Below are 25,812 nucleotides of genomic sequence, written 5' to 3'. Positions count from 1 at the left end.
CCATGAGACACCTTGATATCGTTCTGTGCGGGCGCAGCCATGCGCTCGCCCGCCTTACGCAAGAGCTGGAGCAGATGGGCCACACGACGCATCTGCTGCCCACTGATAATGCTAATGAGCACTGCCGGTTACCGTCGCCGGACTTGCTGATCGATGATGCCAGCACGACAGGGGTCCCTCACTATCCGGCGTGTCACCATCTATCGTTACGGATGCAGTCCGACGATGCCGGCGATGTGTCCGCACCGTTGCACCTCGAATGCCTGTGGCGTGCGGGGGAGGGCGATTGGATGACGCTGGGGCGCCGTGAAGTTGGCGCCGATACGGCCGGCAATGGTGCGGACCAGGCGCACGAAGCCATCGTGCAGATGGTGGAAATGGCCAGCGTGCACATTGGCCGCTACTCGCGCAGTGCCGACTACCTCGAGGCGCCGCGCGAACCAGTGAAGGCGCTCGACCGCCTGCTGAGCCTGACCCGGCTTGATCAATTGGCCTGGCAGCATCGCCACAATGCCACTGCCGCCATCGGGGTGCTGCAGGAAGCCCGGCAACCCTTCGTACAGCGCTTGGCCGACAGTCTGCTGGCCAATGCCGAGCGCACTGCCTTGAAAGTCGATGGGCAAGGCATGTCGTATGCGCAACTGCACGCCTACAGCGTGGCCATCCAGGAGCGCCTGCAGCCTTTGCTTCAATCCCGGGCCGGGGAGTTGACCGTGATCGGCATCTCCTTGCCCAAAGGAACGGCGCTGTATGCCGCAATTCTCGCAGTGATTGGCTGTGGGGCCGTGTACCTGCCGCTGGACCCGAACCATCCCGAAGAGCGCCGTGGGGCGATCCTCAAGCATGCCAAAGCCAGCTTGCTGATCCAGGACACCGACGCTGGCAACCCGCTCCCGGGTCTGGCGATCCTGGACATCAGCCACCTGGATTTCTTCCACCATGGCGCCAAAGGTTACAGCCGCGTGGCCCTGGCTCCGCATCAAAGCCTGCTGCGCGTGCCGCTGGCAGGGGCGGTGCCTTGTGTGGCGATCTACACCTCAGGCACCACCGGGCAACCCAAGGGCGTATTACTGACGGTCGACAACCTGAGCCACTTTTGCGCATGGTATGCCCGTTATGTGGAACTGGATCGCCACAGCCGCGCCTTGCAGTTTTCCACGATCAATTTCGATGCCTCGTTGCTGGACATTTTCCCCACGCTGATCCAGGGCGCGGAGTTGATCGTACCCACCGAGGATCAGCGCCGTGATCCTGTGGCGCTGGCCGCATTGATTCAGCAGGAGCACGTGACGCATGCCTTCCTGCCACCGGCCTTGCTCAGCATCCTTGCGCTCGAATCGCTGTACGGCATGCAGCATTTGGTGACGGGCGGCGATGTGTGCGAGCCCCATGTCATCGAGCAACTGGCGGGGCAGTGCCAATTGCATAACATCTACGGGCCCACCGAGACGACCGTGCTTGCCACATGCCGCACTTTCCTGCCCGGCGACAACAATCGTAACCTAGGCGTGCCGATCGCCAATACCGCGATTTACCTGCTCGATGAGCAGGGGCAGCCGGTAGGGCAAAGTGGCAGCGGCGAGATCCACATCGCCGGGCCAGGGGTGGGCCTGGGTTATCTGGACGCCGTGCAAATGACTGCCGAGCGTTACCGCCTGCACGAATTGCCCGATGGTCAGCTGTTGCGTTTGTACCGCACTGGCGACCTGGCGCGCTGGACGTCAGACGGCATCCAGATCATCGGGCGCCTGGATAACCAGGTGAAGATTCGCGGTTTTCGCGTCGAGCCGGAAGAAATCGAACACTTGCTGCAATCGAGCCAGTTGTTTCGCCAATTGGCGGTGGTGATCGATCAGCAGCGGCGCATCCTGGCGTTTTTCTCCCAGCCCCACGGCGGTGACGGACACGCGGCCAGCGAACAGTTGCAGGCTTACGCACTCAAGCACTTGCCCGATTACATGCGTCCCAGCGCCTACTGCCTGCTGGACCGCCTGCCGGCCACGGCCAACGGCAAAGTCGACCGCAAGGCCTTGAAGAATCTTCCCGTCAATTACAAAACCCAGGGGCCACGCCAAGCGCCGCAGAACCTTACCCAGGAAACGTTGCTCGGGTTGTGGGCCACACTGCTCGACATGCCCGGTGCCGACATCTCGGTGGATGACAGCTTCTTCAACCTCGGCGGCCACTCGATCCTGTTGTCGCAAATGCTCATGGGCATTCGCGAGACGTTCGGCAAGGGCGTTTCGATCAACCGTTTTATCGAACAGCCGACCCTGATCAACCTCGCCAAGCTCATCGACCAGGACGTGGAGGCCACGGCCACGGTCAGCCCTCAGGCCTTGCGTGACGCGATGCTGCGACCTGAGCTGGACGTGTTGCCGATCAGCCGCCTGGGCAACCTGCACAAGGTCATCGTCACCGGTTCCAATGGGTTTCTGGGGGTGCATATCGTCGAAGCGTTGCTGGAGCTGGGCAGCACCGAAGTGGCGTGCCTGGTGCGTGAATCAGCAGGGATGAGCGCCCAGCAGCGTTTCGAGCAGGCCTTGATTCAGAACCGTCTGGAGCACCTGGACTTGAGCCGCGTAAGGGTGCTGGCGGCGGATATCAGCCAGCCTCGACTGGGGCTGTCGCAGGCTGATTATGAGTGGCTGGACCGTGAATACGGCGTGTTGATCTATAACGCGGCCAACGTCAACCATGTGCTCGACTATGAGTCGCTGGTCAAGGACAACGTCACCCCCGTGCTGGAATGCCTGCAGCTGTGTGAAGGGCGCAGCAAGAAGGTGTTCAATTTTATTTCTACCTTGTCGGCTTCCAGCACGGTGGATGCGCAGGGGCGCGTGTTGGAAGAACCCCCGGCGTTCACGCCGCCGATCTACATTCGCAATGGCTACAACCTTTCCAAGTGGGTGGCTGAGCGCATCTTGTGGAACGCCAGTGAGTCGGGGGTGTGGGTCAACCTCTATCGTCCCGGCAACATTGCCTTCAATACGCGGACCGGTGTGTGCCAGCCCCATCAGAACCGGTTGATGCTGATGCTCAAAGGCTCATTGCAGCTTAAGGAAGTGCCTGAGCTGGCGCTGAACTTCGACCTGATGCCAGTGGACTTTCTCGCTCGGTTCATTGCGTTTCATGCCAGCCGGCATAACCGCTCCAAGGCGGTCTTCAACTTGCACAACCCGTTGCCCCTGAGCTGGGCGCACTACCTGGAGGCGTTTCGCGCCGCTGGTCACGATTTCCAGATGGTCCCGGTGACACAATGGCAGCAGCGCCTGTCGGCGATCGACAGTGACAACGCGTTATTCGGTGTAGTCGGCTTTTACCTCAATGGGTTTGAGGAAGACATCGGCGATATCTCGATGATCGAATACCGCAATGCGCTCTCAGGCATCCGTAGCATGGGTGAAGACTACCCGGCCAAGAACAGTGCGCTGCTGCAAAAAGGCTGCGACTACCTCAAGCAAATCGATTTCATCTAAAGCAAAAACAAGGAGCTGTCTCATGCAACATTTTGAACCCGATACCCTGGTGCGCAACCCCGTGGGCAACCCTGTGGCCGCCAGCGTCAGCGTCAATGGCGACGCGCGCAGCGTGTGGAATATCGTCGGTGACTTTTCCGGTTTCGCGAAATTCATTCCGGCGCTGTCCCACATTGAAATGACCGGGGAGGGCGTGCGCTCGGTACGCAAGAAGCTGTTCAAGGACGGCAACGTGGTGATCGAGCAACTCAACAGTCATGACGACGACGGCATGACCATGACCTGGTCGCTGATTTACACCTCACTGAATATCGGCAACCTGTGGGCCGTCATGGAAGTGGTGCCCCAAGGCCCGAATCAAAGCCTGGCGACCTGGACCATCATCGGTGAGCCCTACACCGGTGGCCCGGAGGACGTGCCGGCGTTCGAGGCGTTCCTGCAAGGGTTCGCCGATGATGCGATGAGCAATGTCCAGAAGCTGTTTGCCTGACCACTTGTACCACCCCGCGAATACCTGTGTATTCGCGGGGCACCAATCCCGCCGTCATCCCCCCGCAAAATGCCCCGTGCAAGGCCAGATTAGGCTTTTGAATCCATTCGATATTCTGTAGCCTTGCGCAGCTTCAGCTTTACCCGTGCTTGATGACTACACACTTCGTCCGGCGGCGCCCGAAGGGCTCCTGAGCCGGTGGTACACTCGACTTTCGCGCTACTGCGCCTGCAGGTCTTGCGAACATGACGCACATTTCCGAACGCCTACTGGTTCAAGCCCACCTCGACGCCAAGCAGCCCAAGGCCCTCAGCGCCGATGAAGAGGCGAGCCTGCGGGCCGCCATCGCCGCCGAGCTTAAAGCGCAGGACGCGGTGCTGGTCGCCCACTTCTACTGTGACCCGGTGATTCAGGCCTTGGCCGAACAAACCGGTGGCTGCGTTTCCGACTCCCTGGAAATGGCGCGCTTCGGCGCTGCTCACCCGGCCAAGACCGTGCTGGTGGCGGGGGTGCGGTTCATGGGCGAAACCGCGAAAATTCTGACCCCTGAAAAACGTATCCTGATGCCGACCCTGGAAGCCACCTGCTCCCTGGACCTTGGGTGCCCGGTGGATGAGTTTTCCGCCTTCTGCGATCAACACCCCGAGCGCACGGTGGTGGTCTACGCCAACACCTCGGCGGCGGTCAAAGCCCGCGCCGATTGGGTGGTGACCTCCAGTTGCGCGCTGGAGATCGTCGAAAGCCTGATGGATAACGGCGAGACGATTATCTGGGGCCCGGACAAACACCTGGGCACCTACATCCAGCGCCAGACCGGTGCCGACATGCTGCTGTGGGACGGTGCGTGCATCGTCCACGAAGAGTTCAAGTCCAAGCAGCTGGAAGACATGAAGGCGCTGTACCCGGATGCCGCGATCCTGGTGCACCCGGAGTCGCCGACAGCGGTTATCGAATTGGCGGACGCCGTCGGTTCCACCAGCCAGCTGATTGCCGCGGCACAACGGTTGCCGAACAAGACGTTCATCGTCGCCACTGACCGCGGCATCTTCTACAAGATGCAGCAGCTGTGCCCGGACAAGGTCTTCATCGAAGCGCCTACCGCCGGTAACGGCGCCGCGTGCCGCAGTTGCGCGCACTGCCCGTGGATGGCGATGAACACCCTGGAACGCACGCTGCAATGTCTGCGCGAGGGCAGTAACGAGATATTCGTCGAGCCGTCAGTGATCCCGCAGGCGGTACGCCCGCTCAAACGGATGCTGGACTTCACCCAGGCGGCGCGCCTCAAACTGGTCGGCAACGCGTGACTCAAGGCTGACTGGATAAAAATGTGGGAGGGGGCTTGCTCCCGATAGCGGTGTGACAGTTACCCGATATATTGACTGATCCACCGCCATCGGGAGCAAGCCCCCTCCCACATTTAAATCTCCACCTGGCAGGGGCTATTTTTTCTGCTTCGGGATACGCACCAGCTGCGTGTCCGAATAGATGTCATGCCAACTGCGCTTGTGCTTATCGAAGAGCGACCAGATAAATCCCAGCCCTACGCACAGCCACGAGGCGATCGACACCACAAAGCGCAACAGCGCCTGCCACAGACTGATGCGCGAGCCATCGGCGTTCTGCACGCGCACGCCCCACACCTGCATGCCCAGGGTCTGCCCCGAATGGGTCCAGAATTTGGCGAAGAAACCGAACAACACAAACAACAGAAGGGTCGATAGCAGCGGGTCACCGTCCAGGGCGCCGGATTCGGTAAGGCTGCGCATCTTCGCTTCGCCGACGAAGGCGATCCATACCAGCTTGTAGATAAACGCGGTGACGATCAGCAGCGCGGTGCATAAAAGAAAATCATAGAACATCGCTGCCAGGCGACGACCCAGGCCAACTGCGGGAAACTCGCCTTGGGGGCTCAACAGGGCTTTGGGCATGGCAGGGCTCTCTGGGGAAAACTGCAGTTTACGCAATGGCGCCCATAAAAAAGCCCCTGATGTCATATCAGGGGCTTTTTGTCGCAGGAAGGATCAGCCTTCTGCTTGTACTTCGTCAGCCTGCAGACCTTTTTGGCCTTGAACTGAAACGAAGGTGACCTTCTGGCCTTCCTTCAGGCTCTTGAAGCCATTGCCCTGGATAGCGCGGAAATGCACGAACAGATCCGGACCGCTTTCTGGCGTGATAAAACCAAACCCTTTCTCGTCGTTGAACCACTTGACGGTACCGCTCTGACGTTCAGCCATTTTCTTCTTTCCTTTGACGCTAAAAAATTAATGACAGCCCCTTTCACATGAAAGAGTACTGGGCTGGGTTGCAGGAAAGTAAGAGACGTCGAACGGGTTGTAGCATTACCACTTCAGCTACTGCCCAGGTCCAGGTTCCAAGCGACCCATGCAAACACAGTGGAGAAACTCTACGCCAACTAATATGAAAAAAACAAGCCCTGCCAAACAGCCCGGGATTGCTCGGGCTGATGACAGTTTTGTTGAAGTTGCACAGCTGTCTTATTCGATAGATTCGATCACTTGTTATAGGGAAGAACCCCTAACAATTACTATCACGCGTGCACTGTTATATGGCGCTTGCGTTACAGTTTAGTGCACGGCACGCAAGCGCGTTACTTATTGAAACAAGCACTCAGCCACGGAAGTAACGCTGCGGCACAAATGGCATTTTACTTACACGCAGCGGCACCTTTTTCCCACGCACCAACGCAGAGACTTCGGTATCCAGTGTGACAAATGCGCTGTCCAGATACCCCATCGCTAGAGGGCCGCCCAAGGTTGGGCCAAAGCCTCCGCTGCACACGCTGCCGATCACCGTGCCCTGTTCATCAACGATTTGCGCCCCTTCACGCACCGGGGTGCGCTCCTGGGGCAGCAAGCCTACGCGTTTGCGGCCTACGCCCGTTTGCTGCTGGGTGAAGATCCGGTCTGCGCCCGGGAAGCCGCCGGCACGCGCGCCATCGGCACGGCGGGCCTTGGAGATGGCCCACAACAGGCTGGCTTCAATCGGGGTGGTGTCGGTGTTCATATCATGGCCGTACAGGCACAAGCCCGCTTCCAGGCGCAGGGAGTCACGAGCGCCCAGGCCGATCGCGTGTACTTCGGCCTCGGCCAGCAGGCTGCGAGCCAGGCTTTCGGCGTTTTCAGCTGGTACGGAGATTTCAAAACCGTCTTCCCCGGTGTAGCCGGAGCGGCTGACGTAGCAGTCCACGCCCAACAGCCGCAGGGAGGCAAACTGCATGAACGTCATCTTGGTGACTTGCGGTGCCAGGCGCGCCAGCACTTTCACCGCCGCCGGGCCTTGCAGGGCCAGCAGCGCGCGCTCTTCGAACAGCGGTTCGATGCTGCACTGGTCGCCGATGTGCGCGCGCAGGTGTGCCAGGTCCTGATCCTTGCAGGCAGCGTTGACCACCAGGAACAGTTCGTCGTTGCCCAGGTTGGCCACCATCAGGTCGTCGAGAATGCCGCCCTGGTCATTAGTGAACATCGCGTAGCGCTGCATGCCCACCGGCAGGTCGATGATGTCGACCGGTACCAGGGTTTCCAGGGCCTTGGCGGCGTTGGCGCCGGTCAGGCGGATCTGGCCCATGTGCGATACATCGAACAACCCGGCCTGTTCACGGGTGTGCAAGTGTTCCTTCATTACGCCCAACGGGTATTGCACCGGCATGTCGTAGCCGGCGAAGGGCACCATGCGCGCGCCCAGCTCGATGTGCAGGGCGTGCAATGGGGTTTTCAACAGGGTTTCGGTGGACATGTTCAGCTCCTGAAAAACGTGCCGGCGCGGTCAGGCGTCAGCACTCGATAATGTTGACCGCCAAACCGCCACGGGCGGTTTCCTTGTATTTACTCTTCATATCGGCGCCGGTCTGGCGCATGGTGCGGATCACTTTGTCGAGGGACACAAAATGTTGCCCATCGCCGCGCAAGGCCATGCGCACGGCGTTGATCGCCTTGACCGAGCCCATGGCATTGCGCTCGATGCAGGGCACCTGCACCAGCCCGCCAATCGGGTCGCAGGTCAGGCCGAGGTTGTGTTCCATGCCGATCTCGGCGGCGTTTTCCACCTGTGACACGCTGCCGCCCAGCACTTCGCAGAGTGCCCCGGCGGCCATGGAACAGGCCACGCCGACTTCGCCCTGGCAACCGACTTCGGCGCCGGAGATCGAGGCGTTTTCCTTGTACAGAATGCCGATGGCGGCGGCGGTGAGCAGAAAGCGCACCACGCCGTCTTCGTTCGCGCCGGGGATAAAGCGCATGTAGTAATGCAGCACGGCGGGGATGATCCCGGCCGCACCGTTGGTGGGCGCGGTAACGACGCGCCCGCCGTTGGCGTTTTCTTCGTTGACCGCCAGCGCATAGAGGTTGACCCAGTCGAGCACCGACAACGGGTCGCGCAGGGCCGACTCGGGGTTCTTGCACAATTGCCGGTGCAGCGCGGCGGCTCGGCGCTTGACCTTCAGCCCACCGGGCAGGATGCCTTCATTGCGACAGCCTGCGTCTACGCAATCCTGCATGACCTGCCAGATCTTCAACAGACCACTGCGAGTTTCCGCTTCCGGGCGCCAGGCGCTTTCATTAGTCAGCATCACCTGGCTGATGGACAGCCCGTAGGTGGCGCAATGGCCGAGCAAGTCCTTGGCATGTTTGAAAGGGAAGGTCAGTGGGGTGGCATCCTCGACAATCCGGTCGGCGCCGGCCGCGTCTTCATCCACCACGAAACCGCCGCCGACCGAGTAATACTCGCGGCTGCGCACCTGGATGCCGGCGGCATCGAAGGCGCGAAAAATCATGCCGTTGGGATGGTAGGCGAGGGGTTTGCGAATCATCGCCAGGTGGGCTTTCTCGTTGAACGCAATGCTGTGTTCGCCGAGCAGGTTGAGGCGCCCGTCACTGCGCATCTGCGCCAGGCGTGCGGCCACGGTTTCGGTATTCACGGTGTCCGGGTGTTCGCCTTCCAGGCCGAGCAGCACGGCCTTGTCGCTGCCGTGGCCTTTGCCGGTGGCGCCGAGCGAGCCATAGAGTTCCACCTTGATGCTGTGGGTGGCGCTGAGCAGGTTGTCACGTTTGAGCCCTTCGACGAAACGAGCGGCGGCGCGCATCGGGCCGACGGTGTGGGAACTGGAAGGGCCGATGCCAATCTTGAACAGGTCGAACACGCTTAAAGACATGAGTTGTTCTCCGGTTTCTTATTATGTATCGGGTGTACTCGGTCAGTGTGGGAGGGGGCTTGCTCCCGATGGCGGTTGTACATTCAACCTATCTGTTGACTGACACTCGTCATCGGGAGCAAGCCCCCTCCCACCTTTTAAGCGAGTACACCCCCGAAGTTACGCGTAGCTTTCGATCGACGGGCACGCACACACCAGGTTGCGATCACCAAACACGTTGTCGACCCGGCCAACCGGCGGCCAGTACTTGCCTTCGATCAGCGACGCAACCGGGTACACCGCCTGCTCGCGGCTGTACGGGTGGCTCCACTCGCCCACCAGTTCCGCCGCAGTGTGCGGAGCGTTCTTGAGTGGGTTGTCGTCCTTGTCCAGCGTGCCGTTTTCCACCGCGCGGATTTCTTCGCGGATGGCAATCATGGCATCGCAGAAGCGGTCCAGTTCTTCCTTGGATTCACTTTCGGTCGGCTCGATCATCAAGGTGCCGGCCACCGGGAACGACATGGTCGGCGCATGGAAGCCGAAGTCGATCAGGCGCTTGGCCACGTCATCCACGCTGATGCCGCTGCTGTCTTTCAATGGGCGCAGGTCGAGGATGCATTCATGCGCCACCAGGCCATTGCTGCCGGTGTACAGCACGGGATAGTGCTCTTCCAGACGACGGGAAATGTAGTTGGCATTCAGGATCGCCAACTGCGAGGCGCGCTTGAGGCCGGCGCCGCCCATCATGCTGATGTACATCCAGGTGATCGGCAGGATGCTTGCACTGCCGAAAGGCGCTGCGCACACGGCGCCTTCCTTGCGTTCCATGGCCGCGTGGCCAGGCAGGAACGGCGTGAGGTGCGACTTGACGCCAATCGGGCCAACGCCCGGGCCGCCACCGCCGTGGGGGATGCAGAAGGTTTTGTGCAGGTTCAGGTGGGACACATCGCCGCCGAACTTGCCCGGCGCGCAGAGGCCGACCATCGCGTTCATGTTGGCGCCGTCGATATACACCTGGCCGCCGTTGTCGTGAATGATCGCGCAGATGTCGCGGATGCCTTCTTCGAACACGCCGTGGGTGGACGGGTAGGTGATCATCAGCGCGGCGAGGTGCTCGCGGTGTTCGATGGCCTTGGCGCGCAGGTCTTCAATGTCCACGTTGCCACGCGCGTCGCAGGCGGTGACCACCACGCGCATGCCGGCCATGTTGGCAGTCGCAGGGTTTGTGCCGTGGGCCGACGAGGGGATCAGGCAGATGTCGCGACGCGCTTCGCCACGGCTCTGGTGATAGGCACGGATGGCCAGCAGGCCGGCGTATTCACCCTGGGAGCCGGCGTTCGGCTGCAGGGAAATCGCGTCGTAACCGGTGGCCGCGCAGAGCATGGCTTCCAGGTCCGAAGTCAGTTGCAGGTAGCCGGCGCTTTGTTCGGCCGGGGCGAACGGGTGCAGGGCGCCGAATTCGGCCCAGGTCACCGGGATCATTTCGCTGGCGGCGTTGAGCTTCATGGTGCACGAGCCCAGCGGGATCATGGTGCGGTCCAGCGCCAGGTCCTTGTCGGCCAGCTTGCGCAGGTAGCGCATCAGCTCGGTTTCCGAGTGGTAGCGGTTGAACACCGGGTGGCTGAGGATCGGCGACTGGCGCAGCAAGGCGCTTGGCAAGGTGCTTTCAGTGGCGGCGAAGGCAGGCAGCGCCTTGCCGTCGGCGAAGATCGCCCACAAGGCTTGGATATCCGCCTGGGTCGTGGTTTCGTCGACCGACAGGCCGACACGCTCGGTGTCCACCACGCGCAGATTGATGCGCTGGGCACGGGCCTTGTCGTGCAGGGCGGCGGTGTTGGCGCCGGTATTGAGGGTGAGCGTGTCGAAGAAGTGTTGCTGCTCGACCTTCAAGCCCAGGGCGGTCAGGCCCTTGGCCAGGATCGCGGTCAGCTGGTGAATGCGCTGGGCGATCTGGGTCAGGCCCTTGGGGCCGTGGTACACGGCGTACATGCTGGCGATGTTGGCCAGCAGCACTTGGGCGGTGCAGATGTTGCTGGTGGCTTTCTCGCGACGGATGTGTTGTTCGCGGGTCTGCATGGCCAGGCGCAGGGCCGGCTTGCCGAAGCGGTCTACCGAGACACCGACCAGACGGCCCGGCATGTCGCGCTTGAACGCGTCCTTGGTGGAGAAGTACGCCGCATGCGGGCCGCCAAAGCCCAGCGGCACACCGAAGCGTTGCGCGCTGCCGATGGCCACATCGGCGCCGAACTCGCCCGGCGGGGTCAGCAGGGTCAGGGCCAGCAAGTCGGCGGCCACGGCGACCAGCGCATTGGCGGCGTGGAAACGCTCGGTCAGTTCGCGGTAATCAAACACGTCACCATTGCTGGCCGGGTATTGCAGCAGGGCACCGAAGAACGGGCTGACGTCGCTCAGTTCGCGCTCATCGCCCACTACTACGTCGATGCCCAACGGCTCGGCACGGGTGCGCAGCACGTCGAGGGTTTGCGGGTGGCTGTGCACCGAAGCGAAGAAGGCGTTGCTGCCCTTGTTCTTGCTCAGGCGCTTGCAGAAGGTCATGGCTTCGGCGGCGGCGGTGGCTTCGTCGAGCAGGGAGGCGTTGGCGATCGGCAGGCCGGTGAGGTCGCTGATCAGGGTCTGGAAATTCAACAGCGCTTCCAGGCGGCCCTGGGAAATCTCTGGCTGGTACGGGGTGTAGGCGGTGTACCAGGCCGGGTTTTCCAGCAGGTTGCGCAGGATCGGCGACGGCGTATGGCAGTTGTAGTAGCCCTGGCCGATGTAGGTCTTGAACAGTTGGTTCTGGCTGGCGATGGCTTTGATTTTGGCCAGGGCCTCGGCTTCGCTCAGGCCGTCTTCCAGGCCGAGCACGCTGGTGCCCTTGATGCTTTCCGGGATCACGCTGGCGCTCAGGGCTTCCAGGGAATCGAAGCCCAGGCTCGCGAGCATCTGCTGCTCATCTTCCTGGCGCGGGCCGATGTGACGGGCGATGAATTCGTTGGCGGTGCTCAAGTTGATCGTCATGGCGCGCTCCTCAGGCTTCGGCGTTGGCTTTGATCAGGCGGTCGTACGCATCCTGATCCAGCAGTTTAGCGACCGCTGCGGCATCGGCCGGTTTAAAGCGGAAGAACCAACCTTCGCCCATCGGGTCTTCGTTGACCAGCTCCGGGCTGCCATCGAGTTTCTCGTTCACTTCGAGGACTTCACCGTCCAACGGCATGTACACACCGCTGGCGGCTTTTACCGACTCCACGGTGGAGGCTTCAGCGCCCTTGTCGTAGGCCTGCAACTCCGGCAGTTGCACGAAAACCACATCACCCAGCGCGTTCTGCGCGAAAGCGGTGATACCCACGGTGACGCTGCCATCGGCTTCGGCGCGCAGCCATTCGTGATCTTCAGTGAAACGCAACTCGCTCATGGAAACTCCTCAGGGCCAGATTCGTCTGGTGGACGGGATTGGAATAATGGGGAGTTGCTTAGCAATATTGCGGCCAATGTTATTAAATTCTTATAAATCAAGAACTTAATAAATTTTGTCAGGCGGGTGGTGTGTTTGACTGTAGCGATTTCGCTACAGTCGCGCGCGTGAAAAAAAGCCTATGTGGATCAAAGCCTTGCATGGCGCGCAAAAAGCAGGGTTGTAGCGATATCGTTCCACTGTAGCGCTTTCAGTACACTGGATGTCGTTCCCAGACCAAAATCTGAAATGCATTCCAAATGTGGGAGGGGGCTTGCTCCCGATGGCAGTGTGTCAGTCAATTGATTTGTAACTGAACCACCGCTATCGGGAGCAAGCCCCCTCCCACAGGGGTTTTGTATTCCAACTTGAATCAGGGTTTGTTGGGGATGCCGTACTTGCGCAATCGGTGTGCGATAGCCGTGTGCGAGGTTTGCAAACGGTTGGCCAGTTGGCGGGTCGAGGGGTAGCTGGTGTAGAGCGTTTCCAACAGGCCGCGCTCGAAGTCTTCCACCGCCTGTTCCAGGCTGTCGACTTCGCCGTCGTTCTGGCGGGCGACGGAGGTGCCGGCGATATCCAGGTCGCCGATATCCACCAGGCTGCTTTCGCAGATGGCGGCGGCGCGGAAGATCACGTTCTGCAATTGGCGCACGTTGCCTGGCCAGCGGTTGCCCAACAGGGCTGGGTAGGTCCCCGGCGCCAGGCGGCACACCGGGCGCTGGATCTGTGCGCACGCTTGCTGCATGAAATAGCGGGCTAGCAGCAGGATGTCCTGGCCGCGCTCGCGCAACGGCGGCACTTCAACGTTGAGTACGTTGAGGCGGTAGAACAGGTCTTCGCGAAAGGTGCCTTCGCTGACCATCTTTTCCAGGTCGCGGTGGGTGGCGCTGAGGATGCGCACATTGACCTTCACTTCGCGGTCGCCACCCACCCGGCGAAAGCTGCCGTCATTCAAAAAGCGCAGCAACTTGGCCTGCAGGTACGGCGACATTTCGCCGATCTCGTCGAGAAACACTGTGCCTTGGTTGGCCAGCTCCATCAGCCCCGGCTTGCCCCCGCGTTGAGCGCCGGTAAAGGCACCGGGGGCGTAGCCGAACAATTCACTTTCGGCGAGATTTTCCGGCAGCGCGGCGCAGTTCAACGCCAGAAATGGCGCACTGTGGCGCGCACTGATGGCATGGCAGGCGCGTGCCACCAACTCTTTGCCGGTGCCCGTTTCACCCTGGATCAACAGCGGCGCATCCAGTGCGGCCACGCGTTGCGCACGCGCCTTGAGGGTGCGGATCGCCGGTGATTCGCCCAACAGCGCATCAAAACCTTCGGCATGGTCGTGGTGCAGCGCCGAGAGTTGTTCACCGATGCGGTTCGGCTGGTAAAGCGTGAGCAGGGCGCCGGCATCGGTGATCGGCGTAGCGTCCAGCAACAGGGTCTGGCCGTTCACGCTGATCTCGCGCAATGGCAGGCGAAAGCCATGCTCCAGCAAGGTGTCGAGCAGCCCGGGGTCGTTGAACAGCTCGGCGATGCTTTCCCCGGCCGGTTCGCGCCCGTAAAGCGCGATCAGCGCCGGGTTGGCCAGCAGAATCTTGCCCGCGCTGTCCAGGGCCAGCACCGGGTCGGTCATGGCCGCCAACAGCGCGTCGAGTTGCAGGTGGCGGCGTTGGCCGGGGAGGATGTCGACCACGGTCACCGCCTGCACGCCCTGCACGCTGAACAACGCATCGCGCAGTTCCTCGAGCACCTCGGCGCTCAAGGTCGGCGCGTCGATATAGACGTTGGGCGGCACCATCTCCACCGCATCCAGGTTGAGATTGCGCCCACCGAGCAAGGCCAGGACTTCCTGGGTGATGCCGACGCGGTCGATGAAGCTGACGTGGATACGCATGGAATGGTGTTGGGTTCTGGCGTGCGAGAGACGGCAAGTATGCCTTGGAGCAGATGCAGATCAAAATGTGGGAGGGGGCTTGCTCCCGATAGCGGTGTGTCAGCCAAAGATTTATCAGCTGATCCACCGCCATCGGGAGCAAGCCCCCTCCCACATTTTGAACAGTGTTGTGTCAGCTCAACCGGTTCATGCCAAGTGTTCAGGCTTGATCGGGTCGCCCGATTTCACATCCAGTTGGTGCCGCACATCTTCGAACATCAAGTCGTACTGCTTGTGCATCGAGCCATTCAACACGGCCACTTTCGGCATGCCGTATTTCTGCGCGATATTCATCGCATGCCGCGCAAAGTCGAAGGCCTGGTCCTTGGGCAGGAAAAACTCCTCCTTGAGGTCCTTGCCCTGCACCGAACCGTGCAGTTTGAACAGCATGCCCTTGCCTTCCTTGGGGTCCTGGCTGACTTCATAGTCGATGCACAGGTTGTAGCTGTAGTCGTCTTTGTTCAGCGCGTGACGTTCGACGTGCAAGTGTCCCGGTTCAAAGGTAGCCATAGGCAAATCTCCTCTACTTCACAGATAGCTGATGCCAGGGGTTGCCGTGCTGATGCGGGTGCCGGCGCTGCCCTGGACGATGGCTTCGATGTCCGAGAGTGAACCGATCACCGCGGTTTTGCCAGTCTGGCGGGCGAACTCGCAGGCCGCTTGCACCTTGGGGCCCATGGAACCGGCGGCGAAGCCGAGTTGTTCCATGGCGTCGGGGTGAGCCTGGCCGATGGCCTTCTGGGTGGGCTTGCCGAAGTCAATGAACGCCGCGTTGACGTCGGTGGCAATCACCAGCAAATCGGCGTCCAGTTGCGCGGCCAGCAGCGATGAGCAGAGGTCTTTGTCGATCACCGCTTCAATGCCTTTGAGCTTGCCGTCTTCGCCATACATCGTGGGAATACCACCGCCGCCGGCGCAGATCACAATGGCTTTCTTCTCCAGCAGCCATTTGATCGGGCGGATTTCGAAGATGCGTTTCGGGCGCGGACTGGCGACCACGCGGCGGTATTTGTCGCCGTCGGGGGCGATGGCCCAGCCTTTTTCGGCGGCAAGTTTTTCCGCTTCGGCCTTGGCGTACACCGGGCCGATTGGCTTGGTCGGGTTCTGGAACGCGGGGTCGTTGGCGTCGACTTCCACTTGCGTGAGCAGGGTGGCGAAGGGCACTTCGAAGTCCAGCAGATTGCCCAGTTCCTGTTCGATGATGTAGCCGATCATGCCTTCGGTCTCGGCCCCGAGTACGTCCAGCGGGTACGGCGAAACGCTGGTGTAGGCCGCGGCCTGCAACGACAGCAGGCCGACCTGCGGGCCGTTGCCGTGGGCGATCACCAGCTCGTTGCCGGGGTGGATCTTGGCAATCTGTTCGGTGGCGATACGGATATTGGCGCGTTGGTTGTCTGCGGTCATGGGTTCACCACGGCGCAGGAGGGCGTTGCCGCCCAGGGCTACGACGATGCGCATAATGCAAATCCTCTGGATGTGTGAACACCGGCCCAATGTGGGAGGGGGCTTGCTCCCGATGGCAGTGTGTCAGTCAACTGATCTGTAACTGAGCCACCGCTATCGGGAGCAAGCCCCCTCCCACATTGACTGTGTTCCAGCCGTAAAAAGTTAGATATCCGCCAACGCCGACACCAGGATCGCCTTGATGGTATGCATGCGGTTCTCCGCCTGCTCGAAGGCAATGTTGGCCGGCGATTCAAAGACTTCCTCGGTGACTTCCACGCCACCGGCCAGGTGCGGGTAGCGCGCGGCGATGTCTTTGCCGACCTTGGTTTCGCTATTGTGGAACGCCGGCAGGCAGTGCATGAACTTCACGCGCGGGTTGCCCGAGGCTTTCATCATCTTGCTGTTGACCTGGTACGGCAGCAGTTGCTCGATGCGCTCGTCCCACGCTTCTACCGGTTCGCCCATGGACACCCAGATATCGGTGTGGATGAAGTCCACGCCCTTGACCGCCTCGGCTGGGTCTTCGGTGATGGTGATGCGTGCGCCGCTTTCTTCGGCAAAAGCCTGGCACTGCTTGATGAAATCGTCGTGGGGCCACAGGGCTTTCGGCGCGCCGATGCGCACGTCCATGCCGAGCTTGGCGCCGATCATCAGCAGCGAGTTGCCCATGTTGTAGCGCGCATCGCCCAGGTAGGCGTAGCTGATGTCATGCAGCGGCTTGTCGCTGTGTTCGCGCATGGTCAGGGTGTCGGCGATCATTTGCGTGGGGTGAAATTCGGCGGTGAGGCCGTTGAACACCGGCACGCCGGCGAACTTGGCCAGCTCTTCGACGATTTCCTGCTCAAAGCCCCGGTACTCGATGGCGTCGAACATGCGCCCAAGCACGCGGGCGGTGTCTTTCATGCTTTCCTTGTGGCCGATCTGCGACGACACCGGGTCGATGTAGGTGACGTGCGCGCCCTGGTCGTGGGCCGCCACTTCGAACGCGCAGCGGGTGCGGGTCGAGGTCTTTTCGAAGATCAGCGCAATGTTCTTGCCTTTGAGGTGCGGACGCTCGGTGCCGGTGTATTTGGCGCGCTTGAGGTCGCGGGACAGGTCCAGCAGGTAATGCAGCTCGCGGGTGGTGTGGTGCATCAGCGACAGCAGGCTGCGGTTGCGCATATTGAAAGCCATGATGGAGTCTCCTTAATAGTCGATAGGGTCGCGGATGATCGGGCAGGTCATGCAGTGGCCGCCGCCACGGCCTCGGCCGAGTTCACCGGCGCTGATGGTGATGACTTCCACCCCGGCCTTGCGCAGCAGGGTGTTGGTGTAGGTGTTGCGGTCGTAGCCGATCACCACGCCCGGCTCCACGGCCACCACGTTGTTGCCGTCATCCCATTGCTCGCGCTCGGCGGCGAAGCTGTTGCCGCCGGTCTCGACCACGCGCAGCGCCTTGAGGTTGAGCGCTGCGGCGACGGTGTCGAGGAAGTTGGTGGTCTCCCGTTGGATATCGATACCGTGGGGTTTGCTGTCGTCAGGGCGCAGGGTGAAGGGCACGATCTGGTTGACCACTTCAGGGAAGATGGTGACCAAGTCGCGGTCGCAGAAACTGAACACCGTGTCCAGGTGCATCGCCGCGCGGGACTTGGGCAGGCCGGCCACGATCACGCGTTCCACGGCGTTGTTCTTGAACAGGTTGCGCGCCAGTTGGCCGATGGCCTGGTGCGACGAGCGCTCGCCCATGCCGATCAGGACCACGCCGTTGCCGATCGGCATCACGTCGCCGCCTTCCAGCGTGGCGGCGCCGTGCTCCTGGTCGGGGTCGCCGTACCAGATCTGGAAGTCGGCGTTGGTGAATTCGGGGTGGAATTTATAGATGGCGCTGGTCAGCAGGGTTTCCTGGCGTCGCGCCGGCCAGTACATCGGGTTGAGCGTCACGCCGCCGTAGATCCAGCAGGTGGTGTCGCGGGTGAACTGGGTATTGGGCAACGGCGGCAGGATGAAACTGGCGTGGCCGAGGAAGTCGCGAAAGATCTCGATGGTCCGGCCGCCGAAGCTGCTCGGCAAGTCATCGGCCGACACGCCGCCGATCAGGAACTCGGTAATCTTGCGCGGCTCCAGGCTGCGCAGCCAGGAACCGACTTCGTCAACCAGGCCCAGGCCGACGGTATTGGCGGTGATCTTGCGCTGCAGAATCCAATCCAGCGCTTCGGGGATAGCGACAATGTCGGTCAGCAGGTTGTGCATTTCCAGCACATCAATGTCCCGCTCGCGCATCTTGGTCACGAAGTCGAAATGGTCGCGCTTGGCCTGGGCGACCCACAGCACGTCATCGAACAGCAGTTCGTCGCAGTTGTTGGGGGTCAGCCGCTGGTGGGCCAAGCCTGGGGAGCACACCATGACTTTGCGCAGTTTGCCGGCTTCGGAATGAACGCCGTACTTCACTTTTTCCGTGGTCATTTCAGATCCTCCAGTGGACATGCAATTACAGCGTCAGGAAGCCGTCGTAGAGGCCATAGGCAGCCACCAGGGCGCCAACGATCACTGCGGCGAAAATCAGCTTCTCGACGTTGGTGAATATCGGTTTGCCCAGTTCACGCTTGGCCTTGGCGAACAGGATCGCGCCGGGGGCGTAGAGCAGGGCGGACAGCAACAGGTATTTGGTGCCGCCGGCGTAGAGCAGCCAGATCGCGTAGATCAGGGCGACGGCGCCGATGAACAGGTCTTTCTTGCGCTCTTTGAGGGCGTTTTCGTAAGTCTCGCCGCGCACCGCCAGCAACAGCGCATACGCCGCCGACCACAGGTACGGCACCAGGATCATCGAGGTGGCAAGGTAGATCAGCGACAGGTAGGTGCTGGCGGAAAACAGCGTGATCACCAGGAACACTTGCACCATTGCGTTGGTCAGCCACAGGGCGTTGACCGGCACATGGTTGGCGTTTTCCTTGCGCAGGAAAGCCGGCATGGTGTGGTCCTTGGCGGCGGCGAACATGATCTCCGCGCACAGCAACACCCACGACAGCAGTGCCCCCAGCAGCGAAATGATCAAGCCGACACTGATCAGCACCGCCCCCCAGTGGCCCACCACGTGCTCCAGCACGGCGGCCATCGACGGGTTCTGCAGCTTGGCCAGTTCCGGCTGAGTCATGATCCCCAGGGACAGCACGTTCACCAGCATCAAAAACAGCAGCACGGTAATAAAGCCAATCACCGTGGCCTTGCCCACATCGGAGCGTTTCTCCGCCCGGGACGAAAAGATGCTCGCGCCTTCGATACCGATGAACACCCACACCGTGACCAGCATCATGTTGCGCACCTGGTTCATCACGCTGCCCAGGTCCGGGTTTTTCACGCCCCAGATGTCAGCGGTGAAGATGTCCAGCTTGAACGCGAACAGCGCGATCAATACGAACAGCACCAGTGGCACCACTTTGGCGACGGTGGTCACCAGGTTGATGAACGCCGCTTCCTTGATCCCGCGCAGCACCAGAAAATGCACGGCCCACAGCAACAGCGAGGCGCCAATCACGGCGGCCGGAGTGTTGCCCTCGCCAAAGATGGGGAAAAAATAGCCGAGGGTGCTGAACAGCAGCACGAAGTAACCGACGTTGCCCAGCCAGGCACTGATCCAGTAACCCCAGGCGGACGAGAAACCCATGTAGTCGCCGAAACCGGCCTTGGCGTAGGCGTAGACACCGCCGTCGAGGTCCGGCTTGCGGTTGGCGAGGGTCTGGAACACGAACGCGAGGGTCAGCATGCCGACAGCGGTAATCACCCAGCCAATCAACACCGCGCCCACATCGGCACTGGCGGCCATGTTTTGTGGCAGGGAGAAGATGCCACCGCCAATCATTGAGCCTACGACCAGCGCCACCAACGCGCCAAGCCTAAGTTTTCCGGGTGAATCAGACATTGTGTGACTCCAATGCAGGAGAGAGAGATCACAGAATAATTCCGTGGGCTAATCAAACAGCTGACTTAGATCACATCATCGGCACATTTCATTATGAATTAATGACTTGGGGGTGAAGGTCCGCAGGCGATGAGAAGCCCGAAGAGGCGCTTTGCAGAGCGCTTCCTCCCTCCTGATTAATCATTTGGTGGTGCATGGATGTATGACGCTAGTTGGTATTTACCAATGTGCAAACTTTTTGAGTAAGGTTTGACGAGTGGTTTATGCTGCACTTATTTAAATTCTAAATACGCCTAAACTTCCTGTTATTACATGCCCTTATGTTATGAAGGCTATGTTCATTAAACTGAATTAGTTGAGTGCGTAGCTGTCAGCTGAAAAATTTAATTCAAGGAATCTTCATGTCCCACCCTGCACAGAAACTTCGGCTCAGTGCCCTGATCGCCCTGGTGGTGGGTTCGATGATTGGCGGCGGGATCTTCTCACTGCCGCAGAACATGGCTGCACGCGCTGGCGCGGGCGCGGTGTTGATCGGCTGGGGAATCACGGCGGTCGGCATGCTGACCCTGGCCTTCGTGTTCCAGACTTTGGCCAACCGCAAGCCCGAGCTGGACTCTGGCGTGTATGCCTACGCCAAGGCCGGGTTTGGCGACTACATGGGGTTCTCCTCGGCCTGGGGTTACTGGATCAGTGCGTGGATGGGCAACGTCGGTTACTTCGTGCTGCTGTTCAGCACCCTCGGCTACTTTTTTCCGGCTTTTGGCGAGGGCAATACGCCGCTGGCCATCGGCTGTGCGTCGCTGTTGCTATGGGCTGTGCATTTTCTGGTGATGCGCGGGATCAAGGAAGCGGCGTTCATCAACCTGGTGACCACCGTGGCGAAGATCGTGCCGCTGCTGATGTTTATCGTGATTGCCGCCGTGGCGTTCAAGGCGGATATCTTCAGCCGCGATATCTGGGGCCTGGGCAACCCGCAAATGGGCAGTGTGACGGACCAGGTGCGCCACATGATGCTGGTCACAGTGTTTGTGTTTATCGGCATCGAGGGTGCCAGCGTTTACTCGGCGCGGGCCGAGAAGCGCGCGGACGTGGGCCGGGCCACCGTGATCGGTTTTCTCGGCGTACTCGCGCTGCTGGTGCTGGTGAATGTGCTGTCCCTGGGATCATGAGCCAGCCGGAACTGGCGCAATTGCAAAACCCGTCCCTGGCCGGGGTGCTGGAGCATATCGTCGGGCGCTGGGGGGCGATATTGATCAGCCTCGGCCTGGCGGTGTCGCTGCTGGGCGCGCTGTTGTCCTGGGCGTTGCTGTGTGCGGAAATCCTCTACGCCACCGCCCAGGACAAGACCATGCCGGCATTCCTGAAGAAGGAAAACGCCAATCAGGTGCCGGTCAACGCCCTGTGGCTGACCAACCTGATGATCCAGGCGTTCCTGGTGATCACGCTGTTTTCCGCCAGCACCTACACCACGCTGATTTACCTCGCCTCGTCGATGATTCTGGTGCCCTACCTGTGGTCGGCGGCCTATGCGGTGCTGTTGAGCGGGCGCGGCGAAACCTACGAAGGCGCCCAGCGTCGGCGAATGAAGGACTTGCTGGTGGGCCTGATTGCCCTGGTTTACGCCGTATGGCTGCTGTATGCGGGCGGCCTGAAATACCTGCTGCTCTCGGCGCTGTTGTATGCGCCCGGGGTGATCCTGTTCGCCCAGGCCAAGCGCGAACAGGGCCAGCCGTTGTTCACCGTTGTGGAAAAAGGCATTTTCGGCTGCGTAGTTGCAGGGGCCGGCTTGGCGGCCTATGGGCTGTATAGCGGGGTGTTGTCGTTGTGAGGGCAGTCTGTGCGGGCCTAATCGGGGGCAAGCCCCCTCCCACACTTTGAATTGTGAATACCGTCAAATGTGGGAGGGGGCTTGCCCCCGATGGCGCTCTTCCCGTCACCACTGAGGCCGATGCGCCCCCAGTTCGCCAGCGGGCAAATCCCACTGCAGTGGTGCGCCGCTGATGCTCAGCGGCGCCAACAACCGGTGGGCCTGGCCCCAGGCAGTCTGCTCAACCACCAGGCCTTGATCACGCGTATCTTCGGCCCGCAGCGGCGGTTGCTCCGGCACTTGCCCTGCCTCTACCAGCAATTTCGCCGTGCGTGCCAACGACAGGCGCGCCGACCCACCCCGGCCGCAGGCCAGGCGCTCGGTCAAGGCCCGGATTGCGCTGGCGGCCATCAGGTACCCGGTGGCGTGATCCAGCGCCTGCACCGGCAACGGCAGCGGTTTATCCGCGTGCTTCCAGGCCATGCCCGCATCGGCAATGCCGCTGCTCATCTGCACCAGGCTGTCGAAGCCGCGACGGTTACGCCACGGGCCACTCCAGCCATAGGCGTTGAGGCTGACGTCGATAAGGCCCGGCGCGATGCGTTGCAGGGCGTCGACCGAATAGCCCAACTGCTCTAACGCATCGGCGCGGTAACCGTGGAGCAACATATCGGCGTCCTTGAGCAACGCTTCGAATACCTGGCGGCCTTCGGGGCTTTTCAGATCCAGCCGCGCGCAGCGCTTGCCCAGGGTCATTTCCGGCACCACGCCGGGCTCGTCCCAGGTCGGCGAGTCGATGCGCAGTACATCGGCACCCAAACCCGCGAGAAAACGACTGGCGACGGGGCCGGCCAATACGCGGGTCAAGTCCAGCACCTTGATGCCGGCCAACGGGCGGGCCGCTGTGCCGAGCCAAGGTGTGTCACGGGTGGTTTTGCCGGCCTGACGCTGTATCAGTCGCTCGGCATTCACCGCCAAGCCTTGAGGGTGGCTCTGCCAAGCGTGCCACGAACGCATCTGCGCCGCGCAACCGCCCGCGTCGACAATCGCCTGTTCCAGTTCAGCCGCGTTCCGTTTGGCAACGTGACGCGCCATTTGCGCACGCTCAGTGACCTTGCCCAGCACCCGTTCGGCCGCCGCGCGGTGATGGGGCGCGTTGGTGTGCAAGCGAATCCAGCCGTCGGCGCTGGCGTAGTCACCGGCTATCGGGTCCCACAGCGGGGGCACCTGCCAATCCAGCGGGCGAATCGATGAGGCAAACCAGAATGAGGCGAGGCGACGGTCCACGCTGACGCTTGGCAAGCGCGCGGTCTGTTGCCGAATAAGTTCGGCGACGGCCTGGCCGGCGGCGCCGATGCTGGCGGCGGCCAGGTCGGTCACGGCGAAAGCCGAGGGCAGGGCGCCGGGCTCGCTCAGGGGCAGCGGGGTGTGCGGTAGACCGAGTGCGGCTTGGATGGGGGTCAGCAGGTCAGTCATCTAAGGCCCTCCGTAAGAGAAGGGCCACTATAGAAGATCGTCAGGCCGGTGTGACAACCCCCGGCACCAACGGCAACTCGATACTGGCGACAAAGCCGCCGTCGGCATGATTGGCCAGGATCAGGTTGCCGCCATGGCGTTCGGCGGCGCGACGGGCGATCGCCAGGCCCAGGCCGTGACCTTGCGCTGTCTGGCCGGGGGCGCGGTAGAACGGCTCGCCCAGTTGGCTCAGGTGCTCGGCTTCAACGCCGGGGCCATGGTCGCGCACGCTGATCAAAATGCGCTCGCCGCGCTGCTGTGCCTGCAGCTCGATGGGTTGGCCGGCCGGGTTGAAACGCTGGGCATTGCGCAGCAGGTTATCCACAGCGCGTTCGATCATGGTCGGCCAGCCTTTGAGGCGCAGGTCGGGTTCAGTGCTCAGTTGCACGGCTTGCTCGGGCGCGCTGAGTTGGGCGTCCTTTTGCAGCGTCTGGAGCAACAGGTTGAGGTCGACCTCTTCGGCGCTGGCGTTGTCGGCATCCACCCGGGCCAGTACCAGGATCTCACTGATCAGGGCTTCCAGACGGTCGCATTCGCGGGTCAGGCGCGGCCACAGTTTTTCCCGTTCTTCGGGGCTGGCGCGCTCGGCCAGGGCCAGGGCGATACGCAAGCGGGCCAGGGGCGAACGCAGTTCGTGGGAAACGTCGCGCAGCAGTTGGCGCTGGCTGGCGATCAGGCTTTGCAGGCGTGCGCCCATGCGGTTGAAATCGGTGGCCAGCACGCCGAATTCATCGCGGCGGTTGGCCAATTGCGCCAGGCTGTTCTGCTGGTACGTGGCTTGGCCCAGGTCATGCACCGCGCCGCGCAGTCGGCTCAGCGGGCGGGTGATGGACAATGTCACCAACAGGCTGAACAGGGTCAGCACCACCAGGGCAATGGCCAGGGCGCTGAACGGCCACAGCAGGCTGCTGCGGTGCCAGGCATCGAGTTCCGGGTGCGGAATGCGGTAAATCAGCAGGTAGGTGTCGCCGGTTTTTTCGCTGGTGTACTCGGCGGTCAGGCGCCGCCAGGGCAGGTGGCCGTCCTGGCTGTCATTCTGCCGGGCTTCGAAGGCCGCGGCGCGGCGCGGGAAGGTGCCGCGTACCACCGGTTCGCCGCCTTCGTTCAGCACTTGCACGTCAATGTGATACTGGCGCTTGCGTTGCTGCAGCAACTCCTGGGCAGCGTCTTCGCCTTGGGCTTCGTAGAGTTGCGTCCACTCTTGCGCCAGGTTGTTGAGACCGGGGTGACGGCTGAGAATCCAGGCGTCCTGGTTCAGCATATGCCCAAGCAGGATCGACAATCCGGCAACCAGGGCGATGGCCAGCCAGAAACTCGCCAGGATGCGCCAGAACAATGAACGCACGGGAAACCCTCAAATAGGAAAAGCCCAGTGGCGGGGCCACTGGGCTGGGAGCATTAGCGCGAGGGCATTATTGCGCTTTTTGCGGTTGTTGCGCTTTCCAGGCCTGGAATTCTTTCCATTCGGCACGACGCTGCTCTTGCTGCTTGACGATCTCGTCGAACTTCTTCTGCTGGTCGGGTTTGAGCACGGCGCGGATGTCGGCCTGGGTTTTCTGCTTGCCGGCGGCGATCTCGTCCTGCATGGCTTTCTGGTCAGCTGCCGGCAGTTTGGCCAGGTACTTTTGGGTCAGGTCTTTGCGAGCGTGCCATTGGTCACCCATCAGCTTGCGGATCTGCTCGCGTTGTTCCTTGCTCAAATCCAACTGGCTGAACGGGCCACCTTTACCCCGCGGGCCATGTTCACCGTGGCCTGGGCCACCCATCATATGGCCTTCCGGGCCGCCCATCGGGCCTGGACCTTCGGGCATGGCGGCCATGGCGACGGTAGGCAGTGCGGCGGCGAACATCAAAGCGATAAGGGTCTTGCGCATGGGGATTCTCCTGTCTCTATTCCGGTGAGTCCGGATGTGAGTAGATTACCCAGGACAAGGTCAGCGGCCGTCAGCGGAGCGTAAAGGTTTGGTAAGGCCCGATTGCTCAAGGGGCGTAATAGTAACCACGGCTGCGCAGCGCCACGATCCGCGGACGGCCGTCCGGGTGTGGGCCGATTTTCTTGCGCAGGTTGCTGACGTGCATGTCCAGGCTGCGATCGTACAGGGTCAACTTTCGGCCCAGGGCGATTTGCGCCAGCTCCTGTTTATCCAGCGGTTCGCCGGGCTGGCGCAGCAAGGCTTCGAGCAGGCGGCTTTCGGAGACGGTCAGGGTAAATTCCTGTGCGTCGATGCTGACCACGCCGCGCACCGGGCTGAAGCACAAGTCGCCTAGTTCCAGTTGGGTCGAAACGGCTGCCGGATGACTGCGGCGCAGCACGGCACGCAGGCGAGCGGTGAGTTCGCGCGGATCGCAAGGCTTGGCCAGGTAATCGTCGGCGCCCAGTTCCAGGCCGAGGATGCGGTCCAGGGGTTCGCCCCGGGCCGAGAGCATCAGCACCGGCAATTCCGGGTGGTCGTTGCGCAGTTGCTTGAGCAACTCCAGGCCGCTGCCGTCGGGCAGCATCACGTCGAGCACCACCGCCGCCGGGGCGGTTTCGGCCAAGGCCCTGCGGGCACTGGAGCCGTCGTGGCAGGCGCGTACCTGGAAACCTTCCTGGCTCAGCCAACTGGTCAGCAGCTCACAGAGCTCCTGGTCATCATCTATCAGTAACAGCTCGCTCATGACT

At 61.5% G+C, this 25,812-nt stretch carries 19 protein-coding genes and 1 pseudogene; 4 read left to right on the top strand and 16 right to left on the bottom strand.

The window, feature by feature from the left end; all coding sequences use genetic code 11:
• Positions 1 to 2: 2 nt before the first annotated feature.
• The 3 genes from C4J93_RS20810 to nadA all read left to right on the top strand — a co-directional run bounded on the left by C4J93_RS20810 (position 3) and on the right by nadA (position 5,273).
• The gene (locus C4J93_RS20810; protein ID WP_124430363.1) at positions 3 to 3,479 is read left to right on the top strand and encodes an amino acid adenylation domain-containing protein; all 3,477 of its coding nucleotides are present in this window, start codon (positions 3 to 5) and stop codon (positions 3,477 to 3,479) included.
• Between the two features lie 22 nt (positions 3,480 to 3,501).
• The gene (locus C4J93_RS20805; RefSeq protein ID WP_124430362.1) at positions 3,502 to 3,969 is read left to right on the top strand and encodes an SRPBCC family protein; all 468 of its coding nucleotides are present in this window, start codon (positions 3,502 to 3,504) and stop codon (positions 3,967 to 3,969) included.
• A 245-nt stretch (positions 3,970 to 4,214) separates the two neighbouring features.
• Positions 4,215 to 5,273 carry a quinolinate synthase NadA gene (gene nadA, locus C4J93_RS20800; RefSeq protein WP_124430361.1) on the top strand — a complete coding sequence of 353 codons (1,059 nt, stop codon included), beginning with the start codon at positions 4,215 to 4,217 and terminating at the stop codon, positions 5,271 to 5,273.
• Between the two features lie 135 nt (positions 5,274 to 5,408).
• Here the strand turns inward: nadA and C4J93_RS20795 are convergent, their stop codons facing one another.
• The 12 genes from C4J93_RS20795 to arcD (C4J93_RS20740) form a co-directional block, all read right to left on the bottom strand.
• Positions 5,409 to 5,897: an RDD family protein gene (locus C4J93_RS20795; RefSeq protein ID WP_124405129.1), complete on the bottom strand. Its 489-nt coding sequence runs from the start codon at positions 5,895 to 5,897 to the stop codon at positions 5,409 to 5,411.
• 93 nt (positions 5,898 to 5,990) lie between these two features.
• On the bottom strand, positions 5,991 to 6,203 hold the full coding sequence (locus C4J93_RS20790) for a cold-shock protein (protein WP_007253000.1): 213 nt from the start codon (positions 6,201 to 6,203) through the stop codon (positions 5,991 to 5,993).
• 394 nt (positions 6,204 to 6,597) lie between these two features.
• The gene (gene gcvT / locus C4J93_RS20785; protein ID WP_124430360.1) at positions 6,598 to 7,722 is read right to left on the bottom strand and encodes a glycine cleavage system aminomethyltransferase GcvT; all 1,125 of its coding nucleotides are present in this window, start codon (positions 7,720 to 7,722) and stop codon (positions 6,598 to 6,600) included.
• Between the two features lie 37 nt (positions 7,723 to 7,759).
• On the bottom strand, positions 7,760 to 9,136 hold the full coding sequence (locus C4J93_RS20780) for an L-serine ammonia-lyase (protein WP_124430359.1): 1,377 nt from the start codon (positions 9,134 to 9,136) through the stop codon (positions 7,760 to 7,762).
• Between the two features lie 159 nt (positions 9,137 to 9,295).
• Positions 9,296 to 12,133 (bottom strand): aminomethyl-transferring glycine dehydrogenase, encoded by a 2,838-nt coding sequence (gene gcvP / locus C4J93_RS20775; RefSeq protein ID WP_124430358.1) that lies wholly within the window; start codon positions 12,131 to 12,133, stop codon positions 9,296 to 9,298.
• A gap of 10 nt (positions 12,134 to 12,143) precedes the next feature.
• Positions 12,144 to 12,527 carry a glycine cleavage system protein GcvH gene (gcvH, locus tag C4J93_RS20770; RefSeq protein ID WP_124430357.1) on the bottom strand — a complete coding sequence of 128 codons (384 nt, stop codon included), beginning with the start codon at positions 12,525 to 12,527 and terminating at the stop codon, positions 12,144 to 12,146.
• 412 nt (positions 12,528 to 12,939) lie between these two features.
• Positions 12,940 to 14,448, bottom strand: a complete 1,509-nt coding sequence (locus tag C4J93_RS20765) for a sigma-54-dependent transcriptional regulator (RefSeq protein WP_124430356.1) — start codon at positions 14,446 to 14,448, stop codon at positions 12,940 to 12,942.
• Between the two features lie 186 nt (positions 14,449 to 14,634).
• Positions 14,635 to 14,997 (bottom strand): DUF5064 family protein, encoded by a 363-nt coding sequence (locus C4J93_RS20760; RefSeq protein ID WP_124364161.1) that lies wholly within the window; start codon positions 14,995 to 14,997, stop codon positions 14,635 to 14,637.
• An 18-nt stretch (positions 14,998 to 15,015) separates the two neighbouring features.
• Positions 15,016 to 15,945, bottom strand: coding sequence for a carbamate kinase (arcC, locus tag C4J93_RS20755; protein WP_124371681.1), 930 nt, complete (start codon positions 15,943 to 15,945; stop codon positions 15,016 to 15,018).
• Positions 15,946 to 16,095: 150 nt separating this feature from the next.
• On the bottom strand, positions 16,096 to 17,106 hold the full coding sequence (locus C4J93_RS20750; protein WP_124371680.1) for an ornithine carbamoyltransferase: 1,011 nt from the start codon (positions 17,104 to 17,106) through the stop codon (positions 16,096 to 16,098).
• 12 nt (positions 17,107 to 17,118) lie between these two features.
• Complete coding sequence (gene arcA / locus C4J93_RS20745) at positions 17,119 to 18,375, bottom strand: arginine deiminase (RefSeq protein ID WP_124430355.1); 1,257 nt, start codon at positions 18,373 to 18,375, stop codon at positions 17,119 to 17,121.
• A gap of 25 nt (positions 18,376 to 18,400) precedes the next feature.
• Entirely contained in the window at positions 18,401 to 19,828 is a 1,428-nt protein-coding gene (gene arcD / locus C4J93_RS20740) for an arginine-ornithine antiporter (RefSeq protein WP_124408018.1), read from the bottom strand.
• A 401-nt stretch (positions 19,829 to 20,229) separates the two neighbouring features.
• Here arcD (C4J93_RS20740) and arcD (C4J93_RS20735) point away from each other — a divergent pair.
• A pseudogene (gene arcD, locus C4J93_RS20735) lies at positions 20,230 to 21,656 on the top strand (arginine-ornithine antiporter).
• A 105-nt stretch (positions 21,657 to 21,761) separates the two neighbouring features.
• On the opposite strand, the gene C4J93_RS20730 reads toward arcD (C4J93_RS20735), so the two are convergent.
• From C4J93_RS20730 to C4J93_RS20715, 4 genes are all read right to left on the bottom strand, one after another.
• Positions 21,762 to 23,111, bottom strand: a complete 1,350-nt coding sequence (locus tag C4J93_RS20730; protein ID WP_124430354.1) for a CoA transferase — start codon at positions 23,109 to 23,111, stop codon at positions 21,762 to 21,764.
• A gap of 40 nt (positions 23,112 to 23,151) precedes the next feature.
• Entirely contained in the window at positions 23,152 to 24,495 is a 1,344-nt protein-coding gene (locus C4J93_RS20725; RefSeq protein ID WP_124415457.1) for a HAMP domain-containing sensor histidine kinase, read from the bottom strand.
• A gap of 67 nt (positions 24,496 to 24,562) precedes the next feature.
• The gene (locus C4J93_RS20720; RefSeq protein WP_124371674.1) at positions 24,563 to 25,024 is read right to left on the bottom strand and encodes an LTXXQ domain protein; all 462 of its coding nucleotides are present in this window, start codon (positions 25,022 to 25,024) and stop codon (positions 24,563 to 24,565) included.
• A gap of 106 nt (positions 25,025 to 25,130) precedes the next feature.
• On the bottom strand, positions 25,131 to 25,808 hold the full coding sequence (locus C4J93_RS20715) for a response regulator transcription factor (RefSeq protein ID WP_124405115.1): 678 nt from the start codon (positions 25,806 to 25,808) through the stop codon (positions 25,131 to 25,133).
• Positions 25,809 to 25,812 lie beyond the last annotated feature (4 nt).

Source organism: Pseudomonas sp. R2-37-08W (assembly GCF_003851705.1).
Lineage (GTDB): Bacteria > Pseudomonadota > Gammaproteobacteria > Pseudomonadales > Pseudomonadaceae > Aquipseudomonas.
This window is presented reverse-complemented; position numbering and strand designations above follow the sequence as displayed.

Excerpts from the sequence above, each read along its gene's own strand:
- C4J93_RS20810 (WP_124430363.1), top strand. The coding sequence starts at position 3 with ATGAGACACCTTGATATCGTTCTGTGCGGGCGCAGCCATGCGCTCGCC.
- C4J93_RS20805 (WP_124430362.1), top strand. The coding sequence starts at position 3,502 with ATGCAACATTTTGAACCCGATACCCTGGTGCGCAACCCCGTGGGCAAC.
- nadA (WP_124430361.1), top strand. The coding sequence starts at position 4,215 with ATGACGCACATTTCCGAACGCCTACTGGTTCAAGCCCACCTCGACGCC.
- C4J93_RS20795 (WP_124405129.1), bottom strand. The coding sequence starts at position 5,897 with ATGCCCAAAGCCCTGTTGAGCCCCCAAGGCGAGTTTCCCGCAGTTGGC.
- C4J93_RS20790 (WP_007253000.1), bottom strand. The coding sequence starts at position 6,203 with ATGGCTGAACGTCAGAGCGGTACCGTCAAGTGGTTCAACGACGAGAAA.
- gcvT (WP_124430360.1), bottom strand. The coding sequence starts at position 7,722 with ATGTCCACCGAAACCCTGTTGAAAACCCCATTGCACGCCCTGCACATC.
- C4J93_RS20780 (WP_124430359.1), bottom strand. The coding sequence starts at position 9,136 with ATGTCTTTAAGCGTGTTCGACCTGTTCAAGATTGGCATCGGCCCTTCC.
- gcvP (WP_124430358.1), bottom strand. The coding sequence starts at position 12,133 with ATGACGATCAACTTGAGCACCGCCAACGAATTCATCGCCCGTCACATC.
- gcvH (WP_124430357.1), bottom strand. The coding sequence starts at position 12,527 with ATGAGCGAGTTGCGTTTCACTGAAGATCACGAATGGCTGCGCGCCGAA.
- C4J93_RS20765 (WP_124430356.1), bottom strand. The coding sequence starts at position 14,448 with ATGCGTATCCACGTCAGCTTCATCGACCGCGTCGGCATCACCCAGGAA.
- C4J93_RS20760 (WP_124364161.1), bottom strand. The coding sequence starts at position 14,997 with ATGGCTACCTTTGAACCGGGACACTTGCACGTCGAACGTCACGCGCTG.
- arcC (WP_124371681.1), bottom strand. The coding sequence starts at position 15,945 with ATGCGCATCGTCGTAGCCCTGGGCGGCAACGCCCTCCTGCGCCGTGGT.
- C4J93_RS20750 (WP_124371680.1), bottom strand. The coding sequence starts at position 17,106 with ATGGCTTTCAATATGCGCAACCGCAGCCTGCTGTCGCTGATGCACCAC.
- arcA (WP_124430355.1), bottom strand. The coding sequence starts at position 18,375 with ATGACCACGGAAAAAGTGAAGTACGGCGTTCATTCCGAAGCCGGCAAA.
- arcD (WP_124408018.1), bottom strand. The coding sequence starts at position 19,828 with ATGTCTGATTCACCCGGAAAACTTAGGCTTGGCGCGTTGGTGGCGCTG.
- C4J93_RS20730 (WP_124430354.1), bottom strand. The coding sequence starts at position 23,111 with ATGACTGACCTGCTGACCCCCATCCAAGCCGCACTCGGTCTACCGCAC.
- C4J93_RS20720 (WP_124371674.1), bottom strand. The coding sequence starts at position 25,024 with ATGCGCAAGACCCTTATCGCTTTGATGTTCGCCGCCGCACTGCCTACC.
- C4J93_RS20715 (WP_124405115.1), bottom strand. The coding sequence starts at position 25,808 with ATGAGCGAGCTGTTACTGATAGATGATGACCAGGAGCTCTGTGAGCTG.